This window comes from Jannaschia aquimarina, from assembly GCF_000877395.1.
Taxonomy (GTDB): Bacteria; Pseudomonadota; Alphaproteobacteria; order Rhodobacterales; family Rhodobacteraceae; genus Jannaschia; species Jannaschia aquimarina.
The window spans coordinates 346084-358868 of record NZ_JYFE01000060.1; the positions used below are offsets into that span (position 1 = coordinate 346084).

At 66.4% G+C, this 12785-nt stretch carries 16 protein-coding genes; 12 read left to right on the forward strand and 4 right to left on the reverse strand.

Annotated features, from left to right (window positions below; all coding sequences use genetic code 11):
* The first annotated feature begins 307 nt into the window (after positions 1-307).
* The 5 genes from mtgA (at position 308) to jaqu_RS17105 (ending at position 4469) form a co-directional block, all read left to right on the forward strand.
* Positions 308-1051 (forward strand): monofunctional biosynthetic peptidoglycan transglycosylase, encoded by a 744-nt coding sequence (gene mtgA / locus jaqu_RS17085; RefSeq protein ID WP_052501038.1) that lies wholly within the window; start codon positions 308-310, stop codon positions 1049-1051.
* A 229-nt stretch (positions 1052-1280) separates the two neighbouring features.
* Positions 1281-1946: an FtsZ-binding protein FzlA gene (fzlA, locus tag jaqu_RS17090; RefSeq protein ID WP_043920177.1), complete on the forward strand. Its 666-nt coding sequence runs from the start codon at positions 1281-1283 to the stop codon at positions 1944-1946.
* Positions 1927-2982, forward strand: coding sequence for a tRNA epoxyqueuosine(34) reductase QueG (queG, locus tag jaqu_RS17095; RefSeq protein ID WP_043920178.1), 1056 nt, complete (start codon positions 1927-1929; stop codon positions 2980-2982). Before fzlA ends, queG begins: the two co-directional genes overlap by 20 nt.
* Positions 2979-3860 carry an SDR family oxidoreductase gene (locus jaqu_RS17100; protein WP_043920179.1) on the forward strand — a complete coding sequence of 294 codons (882 nt, stop codon included), beginning with the start codon at positions 2979-2981 and terminating at the stop codon, positions 3858-3860. Before queG ends, jaqu_RS17100 begins: the two co-directional genes overlap by 4 nt.
* Positions 3861-3953: 93 nt before the next feature.
* Complete coding sequence (locus jaqu_RS17105; RefSeq protein WP_052501039.1) at positions 3954-4469, forward strand: L,D-transpeptidase family protein; 516 nt, start codon at positions 3954-3956, stop codon at positions 4467-4469.
* Positions 4470-4548: 79 nt separating this feature from the next.
* Here the strand turns inward: jaqu_RS17105 and jaqu_RS17110 are convergent, their stop codons facing one another.
* Positions 4549-5079, reverse strand: coding sequence for a CAP domain-containing protein (locus jaqu_RS17110; RefSeq protein ID WP_043920180.1), 531 nt, complete (start codon positions 5077-5079; stop codon positions 4549-4551).
* Between the two features lie 182 nt (positions 5080-5261).
* On the opposite strand from jaqu_RS17110, the gene jaqu_RS17115 reads away from it, so the two are divergent.
* Entirely contained in the window at positions 5262-5864 is a 603-nt protein-coding gene (locus jaqu_RS17115; protein ID WP_043920256.1) for a L,D-transpeptidase, read from the forward strand.
* A gap of 147 nt (positions 5865-6011) precedes the next feature.
* Positions 6012-6194, forward strand: coding sequence for a hypothetical protein (locus tag jaqu_RS17120; protein WP_043920181.1), 183 nt, complete (start codon positions 6012-6014; stop codon positions 6192-6194).
* Between the two features lie 165 nt (positions 6195-6359).
* Here the strand turns inward: jaqu_RS17120 and jaqu_RS17125 are convergent, their stop codons facing one another.
* The 3 genes from jaqu_RS17125 to jaqu_RS21440 all read right to left on the reverse strand — a co-directional run bounded on the left by jaqu_RS17125 (position 6360) and on the right by jaqu_RS21440 (position 8683).
* Entirely contained in the window at positions 6360-7463 is a 1104-nt protein-coding gene (locus jaqu_RS17125; RefSeq protein ID WP_043920182.1) for a site-specific DNA-methyltransferase, read from the reverse strand.
* Between the two features lie 90 nt (positions 7464-7553).
* A complete protein-coding gene (locus jaqu_RS17130) occupies positions 7554-8186 on the reverse strand; it encodes a ribonuclease HII (RefSeq protein WP_052501040.1) in 633 nt (210 codons plus the stop codon).
* A complete protein-coding gene (locus jaqu_RS21440; RefSeq protein ID WP_043920184.1) occupies positions 8183-8683 on the reverse strand; it encodes a hypothetical protein in 501 nt (166 codons plus the stop codon). The genes jaqu_RS17130 and jaqu_RS21440 overlap by 4 nt, the downstream gene beginning before the upstream one ends.
* Positions 8684-8822: 139 nt before the next feature.
* On the opposite strand from jaqu_RS21440, the gene jaqu_RS17140 reads away from it, so the two are divergent.
* The 5 genes from jaqu_RS17140 to jaqu_RS17160 all read left to right on the forward strand — a co-directional run bounded on the left by jaqu_RS17140 (position 8823) and on the right by jaqu_RS17160 (position 12775).
* Positions 8823-9104 carry a hypothetical protein gene (locus tag jaqu_RS17140; protein ID WP_043920185.1) on the forward strand — a complete coding sequence of 94 codons (282 nt, stop codon included), beginning with the start codon at positions 8823-8825 and terminating at the stop codon, positions 9102-9104.
* The gene (locus tag jaqu_RS17145; RefSeq protein WP_043920186.1) at positions 9076-9777 is read left to right on the forward strand and encodes a response regulator transcription factor; all 702 of its coding nucleotides are present in this window, start codon (positions 9076-9078) and stop codon (positions 9775-9777) included. Before jaqu_RS17140 ends, jaqu_RS17145 begins: the two co-directional genes overlap by 29 nt.
* Complete coding sequence (locus jaqu_RS17150; RefSeq protein ID WP_043920187.1) at positions 9774-10109, forward strand: hypothetical protein; 336 nt, start codon at positions 9774-9776, stop codon at positions 10107-10109. The genes jaqu_RS17145 and jaqu_RS17150 overlap by 4 nt, the downstream gene beginning before the upstream one ends.
* A gap of 310 nt (positions 10110-10419) precedes the next feature.
* On the forward strand, positions 10420-11712 hold the full coding sequence (locus jaqu_RS17155; protein ID WP_043920188.1) for a DEAD/DEAH box helicase: 1293 nt from the start codon (positions 10420-10422) through the stop codon (positions 11710-11712).
* 40 nt (positions 11713-11752) lie between these two features.
* Positions 11753-12775: an NAD-dependent epimerase/dehydratase family protein gene (locus jaqu_RS17160; protein ID WP_043920189.1), complete on the forward strand. Its 1023-nt coding sequence runs from the start codon at positions 11753-11755 to the stop codon at positions 12773-12775.
* Positions 12776-12785: the final 10 nt, after the last annotated feature.

The window sequence follows — 12785 nt, forward strand, 5'->3', positions numbered from 1 at the left end:
CTGCTCAACCCGGACGATCCTTTGCGGCTGTGGGTCGGGGTCGACGCCACACTGACCCCACGAGCCACCGAATTACGCGAAAGCTACCATACCCCCTCCCGGCACCGGCCGGGATCCTTGTGACCCCCACGTCAACTTGCACCCTTCGGCGGACAACCGGGAGTAGGGATTTCCGTACTTCCCCAACGTCATCTTTTGGCAGGTCAACGGGAGCGTGTGACGCCCCGGCATCGCTCGAAGGTCGCACGGGGGCGGCGGCGGCGGTGATGCCTTGACCCGGAGCGGTCCCGCGACGACCTGTTGCGCGGTGGCGAAGTCAGCACGGAAACCGGCCTCGAAGAAGGGCAAGCGGGCGCGGCCGGGCCTGGGCGCGCGTCTGCGGGGCGGCCTGCGGCGGCTTCTGCGCTGGACCATCCGCGGGATCGTCGTGGTGGCTGCCCTGTTGGTCGTGTGGGTGCTGGCCTACCGGTGGATCGACCCGCCGACGACGCCTTACATCCTGTCCGAGGGGATCCGCCTCGACCGGCTGGACCGGGACTGGGTGGATCTGGAGAACGTCGCGCCGATCATGGCGCGGGCCGTGGTCGCGGCGGAAGACGCGAATTTCTGTCAGCATTGGGGGTTCGACGTGGATGCGATCCGCAGCGCCATCGCGCAGGGCGGCACGCGCGGCGCATCGACCATCAGCCAGCAGGTCGTGAAGAACGCCTTCCTCTGGCAGGGCCGGTCATGGCTGCGAAAGGCGGGCGAGGCGGCCCTGACCCCCGTGATGGAGGCGCTGTGGCCCAAGCGGCGGATCCTGGAGGTCTATCTGAACGTGGCCGAGATGGGCGAGGGCGTGTTCGGCGTGCAGGCCGCCGCCCGGCACCATTTCGGCGTCGATGCCGCGGACCTGACGCGCGTGCAGGCGGCCCGCCTCGCCGCGATCCTGCCCAGCCCGAAGACGCGGAACCCGGCGCAGCCAACGCAGCGGCTGCGGAACCGCGCCCGCGGGATCCTCGACGGGGCGGCGACGATCCGGGCCGATGGGCGGGCGGCGTGCTTCGAGTGAGACGGGCACGGACCCCCGGTGAGGCGAGGCGGACACGGGACTGAAGACGCCTCCGGTCCGGTCGGTCTTTCTTTGGGCGTACCGCCCGGAGGCGACGCGCGGGGGCTCTGCCCCCGCACCCCCGGAGTATTTGAGCCGAGAAGAAACAGGCGCGCGGGCCGGCGCGGAGAGGGGGCCGTACCGCCATCGGCCATTGAGCGCGCGAATCCCTCCGGCTAGGTAGGTCGGCATGATCCTCCTCCATCATTTCGCCCTGTCTCCATTTTGCCGGAAGGTCCGACTGGTCCTGGCAGAGAAGAAGCTGGAGGTGGAACTGGTCGATGAGCCCTACTGGGAGCGCGATCCGGAGTTCCTGCGCCGCAACGCGGCCGGCAAGGTGCCGGTCCTGCGAACGGACGGGCTGACGCTGTCGGACAGCACCGCAATCTGCGAGTACCTCGAAGAGACGGTGCCGGACCCGGCGCTGTTGCCCAAGGAACCTGCCGAACGGGCCGAGGTACGCCGGCTGGTCGGGTGGTTCGACGACAAGTTCCACCACGAGGTGACCTCGAAGCTGGTCTACGAGCGGGTCAACAAGAAGCTGACCCGGGCCGGATATCCGGACGGTGCCGCGGTGAAGGCCGGCGTCAAGGCGATCAAGTTCCACCTGGACTACATGGGCTGGCTGCTGGACCAGCGGCGCTGGCTGGCGGGTGACGCGCTGACGCTGGCGGATTTTGCGGCGGCGGCGCATCTGTCCTGCCTGGACTATTCCGGCGACGTGGACTGGGCGCGGTCCGAGACGGTTCGCGACTGGTACGCCAAGATCAAGTCGCGCCCGGCCTTCCGCGGAATCCTTGCCGATCAGGTGCCCGGTTTCCGGCCCAAACCCCACTATGCCGATCTCGACTTCTGAACTGCGCGCCCGGCTGGGCGCGCGGGCAAGGACCGAGGGATTTTGCGCAATGGGGATCTGCGGCCCGGATGCGATCCCGGATGCCGCGCCCCGGCTGGCGCGATTCCTGGAGGATGGACGCCACGGCCAGATGGGCTGGATGGGGGACCGGCAAGCCTGGAGAGGCGATCCGCGCGCGCTGTGGCCCGATTGCCGCTCGGTGATCATGCTGGCGATGAGCTACGCGCCCGATCACGATCCGCTGGAGGATCTCGCCCTGCGCGACCGCGGCGCGATCAGCGTCTATGCCGCGGGGCGGGATTATCACGATGTGATCAAGAAGGCGCTCAAGCGCCTCGGTCGTTGGCTCATCGACGCGGGTGCGGACCTGACCGAGGCGGGACCGCCCGAAATCAAGGTCTTCGTCGACACCGCCCCCGTCATGGAGAAGCCGCTGGCTCAGGCTGCGGGGTTGGGCTGGCAGGGCAAGCATACCAACCTGCTGGGCCGAGATTTCGGCAACTGGGTCTTCCTGGGGGCGATCTTCACGACACTCGATCTGCCGCGGGATACGCCCGAGGCAGAGCATTGCGGAAGCTGCACGCGATGCCTGGACATCTGTCCGACCGACGCCTTTCCGGCCCCGTTCCAGTTGGACGCGCGGCGCTGCATCTCCTACCTGACGATCGAGCATCGCGGCCCCGTGGACAAGAACCTGCGCCCGGGGATCGGCAATCGCATCTATGGCTGCGACGATTGCCTCGCGATCTGTCCCTGGAACAAGTTCGCGGTCGCGGCCGGAGACATGCGGTTGCACGGGCCCCATCGGGCACCACCGCTCGCTGACCTTGCGTCGCTCGACGATTCAGGCTTTCGTGCGCGGTATCAGGGGAGCCCGGTCAAGCGTATCGGGCGGGACCGGATGGTACGTAACGTGTCATACGCAATCGGGAATTCCGGCGATGGCCGGATGATACCCGCCGTTCAGGCGCTCTGCGACGATGCCGATGCGGCGGTCGCGGACGCGGCCCGCTGGGCTGTGGAGCGGCTCCGGTGAGTGTGCTTCTGTCCTTCGGCCACGGGTTTTCGGCACGCGCTCTGACACCACATCTGCTGGCGCGGGGATGGGAGGTCATCGGTACGACCCGCTCCTCCGACAAGGCCGAGGAGCTGCGCGCCGAGGGTGTGACCCCGTTGATCTTCGGAGACCCGATCGACGCTCATCTCGCACGGGCGAGCCACGTTTTGGTCAGCACCGCGCCGCAGGATGACGGGGACCCCGTGCTGAACACCTATGGCGACGCGCTGCGGAAGCATCTGGGAGGTGTCGACTGGGTCGGCTACCTGTCCACGACCGGCGTCTATGGCGACCACGGTGGCGGATGGGTCGACGAGGAGACGCCGCTGGCCCCGGCCACCAAGCGCGGCGCGCTGCGCATGATCGCCGAGGGAGCTTGGGGCGAGCTGTGCACCGAGGTCGGGGCGAAGCTGCGGATCTTTCGCCTCGCCGGGATCTACGGACCCGGACGCGGCCCCTTCGCCAAGGTGGCCGAGGGAACGGCGAAGCGGATCATCAAGTCGGGGCAGGTCTTCAGCCGGATCCATGTGGACGACATCGCCGCGACCCTCCTCGCGTCGATCGACAGGCCGGGCGAGTGGGACGTGCGGACCTACAATGTCTGCGACGACGATCCCGCACCGCCGCAGGACGTCATCGCCCACGCCGCCGACCTGCTGCACGTGCCGCGCCCGCCGAAGGTGCCCTTCGAGGCCGCCGGGATGAGTGAGATGGCCCGCAGCTTCTACGCCGAATCGAAGCGGGTCTCGAATGCGCGGATGAAGGAGGAACTGGGCGTGAAACTGGCCTATCCCGATTACCGCAAGGGGCTGGAGGCGCTGTTGCAGCAGGAACGCGGTGACACGCCGAGTGCGTGATCGGATCTTCACCATTCCACAAGATTCTGGCTATATCGTCTCCCGAGGACGGACAAACCGGGGATAACCGGGCCACTCAGGGACAGACACGATATGAGCAGTGATATCACGCGCCGGGGTGCCCTGGCGCTTGGCGCGGGCGGTGCTGCGATGCTCGCCGGATGCGCCCAGGGAAAGATCATCCAGTATTCGGGTCCGGAGGTCACTCGGATCGTCGTACAGAAATCCTCGCGCCGGATGCATCTGGTGCACGGGAACCGCGCTTTGAAATCGTTCGACATCCAGCTCGGCTTCCAGCCCGAAGGGCACAAGCGGTTCTATGGCGACGGACGCACGCCCGAGGGGCGGTACTTCATCGACCGGCGCAATCCGAATTCGGAGTTCTTCCTGTCTGTGGGAATGAATTACCCCAATGCACGCGACCGGGCTTTCGCCGCATCGCATGGGCGCAGTCCGGGCGGGGATATCTTCGTCCACGGCTGGGGCCGCCATCCCAAGGCGCGGCGGGGCAAAGACTGGACGGCCGGGTGCATCGCGGTCACGGACGAAGAGATCCGGACAGTCTATGCGATGGTCCAGAACGGCGTGGCGATCGACATCTTCGCCTGACAGACCGTCCCGCGGGAGGCCGCACGGTTCATCAGGCCACGGTCGGTCAACGTGCGCGCGGGGGTTGGCCCGGCGTGGATCAAACGCGGCCTGCTCCTGGGTCGGTGCCCATGTTCAGGGTCCACCAGATCTTACCGTTCTGCTCCTGGTAATAGGCGAATCCCATCCGGCGGGCGGCCGGGTCGAGCAGGACACGGCGCGGCCCGGGCTGCTGCCCCCATGCGACGATCGTCTCGAGTTCGCTCTCATAGGTTTCCGAGATGGTCTCGCCCAGGAGACGCCCCTGGAACCCGGCGCGCCGGGCGCGGTCGATGGGCGAGGACCCGTCGGAGCCGAAATGCCAAGGGCGGTTCTGAAGCGACATGTCCCGCGAATGCGTCGCGGCGGCCGCCGTGAGCCGGTCGTCCAGCTGCACCGGCACGGCGCCGGCCTCCGTCCGCAGGGCATTCACCGCATCGAGTGCGCGGAACGGAATGCGGCGGGCATCGGCCCCGCTGATCCGGTAGGCGCGTGGCAAGGGTTGACCGTCCGGTCCCAGCGACGGCGGCGGCGGCGCGCAAGCGGTCAGGGCCGATCCGGCAAGGAGGGTAAGGACGTAGCGGCGGTTCATCGTCGGAGCTCCGGTCAATCGGGCTGATGTGGATCGACCCGGAATATGCCGGAACAGGGCGCGAAGCAAATGGCGCCTTGGTTGCGGATCGGCCCGATGTTTCAACTGTGACACGGGTTTGGGTGGACGGAAGACGGATCTGGCCCTACCCATGCCCTATTGAAACCGGATCAGAAGATTACCTGAGGGAGAGAGCCATGAGCCAGCTCGACCGTCGCGGTTTCCTCGCGACAGCCGCCGCGACAGCCGCAACGTTGGCGGCACCCGCATTTGCCCAATCCGTTCCGGACACGGTTCGCACCAGGTCGGGCCTGTCGGGAACGACCCGCCGCAACACAGCCAGTTTCCGGACGCTGGACTGGAGCGATTATTTCGGAAGCCTGCGTCGCGGGGCGATTCTCGTCGATATCGACAGCCGCGCCCTGCACATGTGGCAGGAAAGCGGCGAGTATCATTTGTTCCCATCTTCGGTCCCGATGTCGCCCGAACTGACCCGGAAGGGCCGAACCAGCGTCATACGGAAAGTGGAGGGGCCAAGCTGGTCGCCCACGCCGAACATGCGCCGGCGCAACCCGGAATGGCCGGCCTACGTGCCGCCCGGGCCCGACAACCCATTGGGGACGCACGCTCTTTACCTCGGATGGAAGTACTACCGGATCCATGGGACCCATGACACCCGCAAGATCGGGCGCCGCTCCTCCTCCGGTTGTATCGGGCTCTATAACGAGCATATCGCACGCGTCTTCGAAATGACGCGAATCGGCACGCAAGTGTTGCTGATTTAACAGATTCGCTTTTGAGGGCGGAGCGGACTCCTCGACTCCACGTTGCAAAGGCCAGGTTTGGCTGGTTAACGAGTCGGGCCTAGTACTGTCTTGGTGCCATCCTGCCAGCCGACTCCCCGGCGATGATGGCCAATCTGGAGGATACAGATGAAAAAGATCGCTCTGGCCGCCGCTGTTACGGCCGCCGCCACCACCGCCTATGCCGGCAACCCCGAGCCCGCGCCGATCGAGCCCGTGGTGATTGTCGAGGACACGTCGTCCTCGTCCGCCGGCATCGTCGTGCCGATCCTGGCGATCATCCTGCTGGCCGCCGCGGCTGCTTCGGACTGATCCGCGGGACACCGCACATGCGATCGAAGGCGCCCGTTCGGGCGCCTTTTTTCGTTTCATCCGCCCCAAAAAAAGGACCCCTGCGGCCAAGGGGGCGGCCGACAGGGGTCAAGGTGCGCCCGTCGGACATTGAACGACAGGCGCTGGCGGTAACTGTTCGGGCGGTCAGCGCATCGCTGCGAGCTCATCCCTGATCTGTTGACGGAGGGCGTCGATCGGAACGCGCTTGCCCTCGCGCTTGAAGTGCCAATACGTCCAGCCGTTGCAGCTTGGGGCCCCTTCGAGGCGCGCGCCGACCTGGTGGATGGATCCCGTTTCCCGGGCGGCGGCCAACGTTCCGTCCGGCCGGACTTGCGCCGAGTGGCGCCCGTTGAGCGAGTGGAGCACCTCGCCAGGGCGCAGCAATCCGCGCTCGACCAGCGTTCCGAAGGGAATGCGGGGTTCCGCCCGCTTGGAGGTCGAGACCTGAAGCGCGGCGCGTTCGACCGGGCGAACCATCCCGATCCGGGCTTGGGCCAGGTCGCGGTATTCGGCCTCTCGCTCGATCCCGATCCAGTGCCGTCCCAGCATCTTGGCGACTGCCCCGCTCGTCCCCGTCCCGAAGAAAGGGTCGAGCACGACGTCCCCCGGATTGGTGGTGGCCATCAGGATCCGGTGCAGCAGCGCCTCTGGTTTCTGGGTCGGGTGCGCCTTCTCGCCACGCGCGTTCTTGAGCCGCTCGTGCCCTGTGCAGATCGGAAACGTCCAGTCGGAGCGCATCTGCACGCCGTCATTCGCCGCCTTCAGGGCTTCGTAATGAAACGTGTACTTCGCCTTTTCTGACCGGGATGCCCAGATCAGCGTCTCGTGTGCATTCGTCAGCCGCTTGCCGCGGAAGTTCGGCATCGGATTTGTCTTGCGCCACACCACATCGTTAAGGATCCAGTAGCCGGCATCCTGCATGGCGGCGCCCATGCGAAACACGTTGTGGTAGCTGCCGATGGTCCAGATCGCGCCATCCGGCTTCAGCAGGCGCCTCGCAGCGGAGAGCCAATCGCGCGTGAATGCGTCGTAGGCGGCGAAGCTGTCGAACTGGTCCCAATGGTCGTCCACGGCGTCGACCTTGGAATTGTTGGGCCGGTGCAGATCACCTCTGAGCTGCAGGTTGTAGGGCGGGTCGGCGAAGACCAGGTCCACGCTTTCCGCCGGCAGACGCTCCATCTCGGCGATGCAGTCGCCTGCCAATATCGTATCGAGCGGAAGCGAATGCTCCCGGGTCTTGCCTGCCATGTCACTGCCTCGTGCGGCGCCCTCGTTTTCGGGTGCGCTCTTGTTGTGAGGGCAGGATGCGGTGGTGCGACGCGGACGTCAAAGACCCGATTAAGGCGAATTCTGGGCAGTCGGCGGAAACAAGATGTTGCGTATTGGTGCGAAGCTACGCCGATGATGTGGTGTCACACCGTGACATTTTAGCCCTTCCCGGTGCTCGGCCGTCCCGTAGCCCATGTTCCGATCCCAGCCGTAGCCGGGGTATTGTTGCGCGAGGATCACCATTCCCCGATCCCGCCATGTTTTCGCCAGGACCGACGCCGCCGCGATGGACGCCGAGACGCCATCGCCCCCCACTATCGTCTGGCAGGAAACGCTCGCCCATGACGGGCGGTCGTTTCCGTCGATCAGCAGGTGATCGGGTGAGACGCCCAGCGCCGCGACGGCGCGTTCCATCGCTAGATGGGTCGCCTTGCGAATGCCCAGCGCGTCGATCTCTTCGACGCTGGCCTCACCGATGGCATGGTGTGCGATGTCTTCGATCAACGGGGCGAGGGCCACGCGCCGCTTTGCGGTCAGCTTCTTGGAATCGTTCAGCCCCGGCGGGACCTCGCCACGCAGGCAGACGGCCCCGGCCACGACCGGTCCGGCCCATGGCCCCCGTCCGACCTCGTCGACCCCGACGACGAAACGCGCCCCCCGGTCCCGGGCGGCGCGTTCGTTGCTGAGGTCGGGTCCGCTCAACGGCGCGAGGCGAGGTTGCGGTAGGCCGGTGGGATCGCCCAACCATTCCGCGCAAGACAGCGCGGAGAATAAAGCGTGCGGGTCCGCTCGAAGCCACGCACCTGGCGCAGGCATTGCGGCGGGAGCGAGCCTGCCCGGCGCACTCGGTTCTGCGCACAGCGCGCGCCATAACCTGTCACGACACCGTCCAGGGTGCGCAGGCTGCGCAGGCAATCGGCCGGGATGCTGCGATCATCCCGGCGCAGCACCTGATTGCCGGGACGGCGATGCGGCCGCGGGGATCTGATGATCGGGTCGTAGTAATCACGCCGGTCGCGGCGCACCTCCCGCGAGCGGTCGCGACGGTCGTTGCGGTTCTCTATGGCTTCTTTCAGCGCGTAGAGCAGCACGAGACCGCCGACGACCTTGGCCACGTCCTCGGCATCGGCACGGGCGGGCGTCGCGGCGGGGAGCGATAGCGCCAGTGCGACGAGGGCGGCGATCAGGGAACGGGACATGGCAGGCTCCTTACAGCTTCGAACTCGGTGTCCCAACCCTCGTCGGCAGCCGATGCGGCGCTCAATATCCACGCGTCGTCATGGCATAACGGTCGCAGGGATATTGCCTGACGCCCTCCCATCGCTCATCTGTCGGAACATGAGATCCGCACTCCTCTCCCTCGCATTCCTCGCGCTTGCCGCTCTGCCGGCTCAGGCGGCCTGCTATGCCGATTACAAGGCCAAGCAGGACGATCCCTTGCGCCTGCACTATGGTGTGATCCAACTCCCCGACGGTCCCTGCAACGCGCAGGCGGCAACGGCGGCCCTGCGAAGCCGTCTTGGCGACGGCTGGCAATTGTTGCAGGTGGTTGGCACCTTCGGCGCTGACGGACTGGACCAGAGGAGAGATCGTGCAGGCCCCTACTTCCTCCGTTACTGAAACGCGCGCGGCATCCGCCCGGATCCTGGGCTTCGGCATCGCGGCAGTCGTCGTCATCCTTGGGGCGGCGGCCGTCTTCCTGTTCGCGACGCTGCCATCGGGCGGGGCATTCAACGACCGGGTCGAGCGGCTTTTCGTCGAGGCGAACCTGACCAGCCAGGCCGAGATCCGTCTGCTGGAAATCCTCGCCCAGTCGGGCACGGCCTTCTCCGAGGTGCTGATCAGCTACCGGACGGTCATCTTCGTCCTGATGGTCTTTGCGACGGCCCTGCTGATCGCCTGCGTCGTGTTGCTGGTCGCGATCGTGACGCTGAACCGGCGCATGGGCGAGATCGAGCGGTCCGGCATCCAGGTGACGTCGCTTGTCATCAGCCGGGCGGAGAATGCGGTCTACCTCAACGATATCGAGCTCAAACTGACGGATGCCGCGATGGAAACGCTGAGCGTTCTGGCAGAGGCGCGACTGGACGGCGAGATGCTGACGGGTGCGCAGATCGAAGCGACGATCTCCGGCAAGTCCGAGGCCGATGCCGAAGAGGCAGCGGGCGCGACCCGCATCAAGCGTTTGCGCGATGCGTTGGGCAATCAGATCGTCACGGCGTTGCTGATCCGGAACATCACGCGGCAGGGCTACGTGCTGGACCTCGACCCAAAGGTCATCCGGATCGCGTGAGCCGGAAATACCCCACGACCCCGGACGGCAGATACTTCGTGGCCAAAGGCCGGCTCTGGCGCTGCACCGACCCGTCACTGGCTGACTCAGAGCGTCGCGCGGCAGTCAAGGCGTTGATGCAGGCGCGTCGCGCCGTGCGGGATGCCGACAGCGAAGACGCCACCCGCGCCGCCCGCGCGTCCGTGCAGGCCGCCAAGGAACGTCTGGGTGAACGCGGACCGGTCTGGTGGGATGACGGCGCCCCGGACGAAGGCCGCAAGGCCCCTTGGAACAGCAGCTATGCCGAATGGTGGGCGGCGCTCTCCGAGGACGACAAGGCGCTGGGAACCTGATCCCCTCATCGTGGCGGAGATTTTCCCCAGAGAGCGCGAGGGACAGAGCCTCTCGCACCGCGGGAACAGGTCTCTGCCCGATGCGCGCCGCTTGACTTGGCCGGGCCGATCGCCCATCTGCGCTGCAACGTCGGCCGCAGCGTGAGCAGGCGGCGCCCCGTGGCGGGCGCGACGGCTTAACCCCCGACCCCCCAGTTCCCCATCACGCAGGGTTCTGACCGCAGGATGCCGATCGGGCCTCTGCGGACCCTCGTGCGCCGCGCCTTCGCGGCCTCTGCGCTCCGTATGCCGGGGCGCGAAAGGATATGACTTGAAAGACTTCGAAACTCTGGGCCTCGTGCCCGACCTGCTGACCTCGCTCTCCGAGGCTGGCCTTGAAACGCCGACACCGATCCAGGCCAAAGCCATCCCGCTGGCCCTGTCCGGGCGTGACGTGATGGGCCTGGCGCAGACCGGGACCGGCAAGACGCTGGCCTTCGGTCTGCCGCTGATCCAGCAGCTGACCGGGACGGGCCGGCCCCGTCCGAAGACGGTCAAGGCGCTGGTCCTCGCGCCCACGCGCGAACTGGTGAACCAGATCGCCGACAACCTGCGCGTCCACACGAAAGGGACTAAGCTGAAGGTCTCGACCGTGGTGGGCGGTCAGTCGATCAATCGGCAGGTCGCGATGCTGGAGCGGGGCGCGGATATCCTGGTGGCGACACCGGGGCGACTGATCGATCTGATGGATCGCGGGGCGGTGGACCTGTCGACCGCTAGGTATCTGGTGCTGGACGAGGCCGACCAGATGCTGGACATGGGCTTCATCCACGCCTTGCGCCGGATCGCGCCCGAACTGGGCACGCCGCGCCAGACGATGCTGTTCTCGGCCACGATGCCAAGCCAAATGGACGAGTTGTCGCGCGCCTATCTGGACGATCCGGTCCGCGTCCAGGTGACGCCGCCGGGCAAGGCGGCCGACAAGGTCACGCAGGAAGTGCATTTTGTCGAGCAATCCGACAAGCCCGCCAAGTTGCGCGAGATTCTCGACAGCGAACCGGGTGCCCTGACACTCGTCTTCGCGCGCACCAAGCACGGCGCTGAGCGGCTGATGAAGGGCCTGGTCGCCGACGGATACGACGCAGCCTCGATCCATGGTAACAAGAGCCAGGGGCAGCGGGACCGGGCCATCGCCGCCTTCCGCCAGGGAACGGTGCCCATCCTGGTGGCGACCGACGTGGCCGCGCGGGGCATCGACATCCCGGGTGTGGCCTTTGTGGTGAATTACGACCTGCCGAACGTGCCCGAAGCCTATGTCCACCGGATCGGCCGCACGGCGCGGGCCGGCCGCGAAGGAACGGCCGTGGCGTTCTGCTCCTCCGAAGAAACGGGGCTCCTGCGAGACATTGAGAAGGTGATGAAGATCGAAATTCCCGTCGCATCGGGGGAGATGTTCAAAGGGCCGCTGCAACGTCCGAAGATGGGCGGGGGCAAGCGCGGCGGTGGACGTCCGCAAGGCCAGAAGCCCAAGGGGCAGAAGCCGCGCGGCGCGGCGCCGAAAGGACCGAGCAAGTCCGCCAAGCGGCCGCAACAGCGTCACCGCGTTCGCCGGCGCGCGGCCTGACCGCGCTTGACCCCGGCGCATGGCTCCCCGACAGGAAGCCATGCGCAGCGTCTTAATCACGGGAACTGCCGGGTTCATCGGCTTTCACCTGGCTCGCCGTCTTCTCGCGGATGGATGGCAGGTCACCGGCTTTGACGGGATGACCGACTATTACGACGTCGCGCTGAAGCGGCGGCGGCATCAAGTCCTTTTGCAATCGCCCGGCTTCCGCGCCGTGGAAGGGATGCTGGAAGACATGGACCTGCTGCGCCGCACGGCAGACGACGCAGCGCCGGACATCATCGTCCATCTCGCTGCGCAGGCCGGTGTCCGCTACAGCCTTGAAAACCCGCGCGCCTACGTGTCCTCGAACCTCGACGGCACCTTCAACGTTCTGGAGGTCGCGCGAATGCGCGAGGTCGAGCACTTGCTGATGGCGTCGACTTCGTCGGCCTACGGCGCCAACACCGAGATGCCCTTTACCGAGGATCAGAAGGCGGACCATCCGCTGACGTTCTATGCCGCGACCAAGCGCGCGAACGAGCACATGGCCCATGCCTATGCGCATTTGTGGAAGATGCCGGTCACGTTGTTTCGTTTCTTTACGGTCTACGGGCCGTGGGGGCGGCCGGACATGGCCCTGTTCAAGTTCGTGGATGCAGCGTTGAACGGGCGCGCGATCGACCTCTACAACCATGGGCGCATGGCGCGCGACTTCACCTATGTGGACGACCTCGTCCGCGCGATCGTGCTGCTGATCGACCTGCCTCCGGCGCAGGTCGATGTGCGCGGGGAGGTCGTTCAGGGCGACACGCTCAGCCCGGTCGCTCCGCACCGGATCGTCAATATCGGGAATGGTCGTAGCGTCCAGCTACTGGACTTCGTGGATGCGCTGGAGCGGGAACTTGGTGTCGAGATCCGGCGGAACCTGATGGACATGCAGCCGGGCGATGTGCCCGCCACCTGGGCTTCGTCTGACCTTCTGGAACGCCTGACCGGCTATCGTCCGGGAACAGACCTCGAGGACGGGATCGCGCAATTCGTCGCGTGGTATCGCGCCTATTACGATCTGCCAGCCGATTAGCGCGACAGTG

Excerpts from the sequence above, each read along its gene's own strand:
- fzlA (WP_043920177.1), top strand. The coding sequence starts at position 1,281 with ATGATCCTCCTCCATCATTTCGCCCTGTCTCCATTTTGCCGGAAGGTC.
- queG (WP_043920178.1), top strand. The coding sequence starts at position 1,927 with ATGCCGATCTCGACTTCTGAACTGCGCGCCCGGCTGGGCGCGCGGGCA.
- jaqu_RS17105 (WP_052501039.1), top strand. The coding sequence starts at position 3,954 with ATGAGCAGTGATATCACGCGCCGGGGTGCCCTGGCGCTTGGCGCGGGC.
- jaqu_RS17110 (WP_043920180.1), bottom strand. The coding sequence starts at position 5,079 with ATGAACCGCCGCTACGTCCTTACCCTCCTTGCCGGATCGGCCCTGACC.
- jaqu_RS17120 (WP_043920181.1), top strand. The coding sequence starts at position 6,012 with ATGAAAAAGATCGCTCTGGCCGCCGCTGTTACGGCCGCCGCCACCACC.
- jaqu_RS17125 (WP_043920182.1), bottom strand. The coding sequence starts at position 7,463 with ATGGCAGGCAAGACCCGGGAGCATTCGCTTCCGCTCGATACGATATTG.
- jaqu_RS21440 (WP_043920184.1), bottom strand. The coding sequence starts at position 8,683 with ATGTCCCGTTCCCTGATCGCCGCCCTCGTCGCACTGGCGCTATCGCTC.
- jaqu_RS17140 (WP_043920185.1), top strand. The coding sequence starts at position 8,823 with ATGAGATCCGCACTCCTCTCCCTCGCATTCCTCGCGCTTGCCGCTCTG.
- jaqu_RS17160 (WP_043920189.1), top strand. The coding sequence starts at position 11,753 with ATGCGCAGCGTCTTAATCACGGGAACTGCCGGGTTCATCGGCTTTCAC.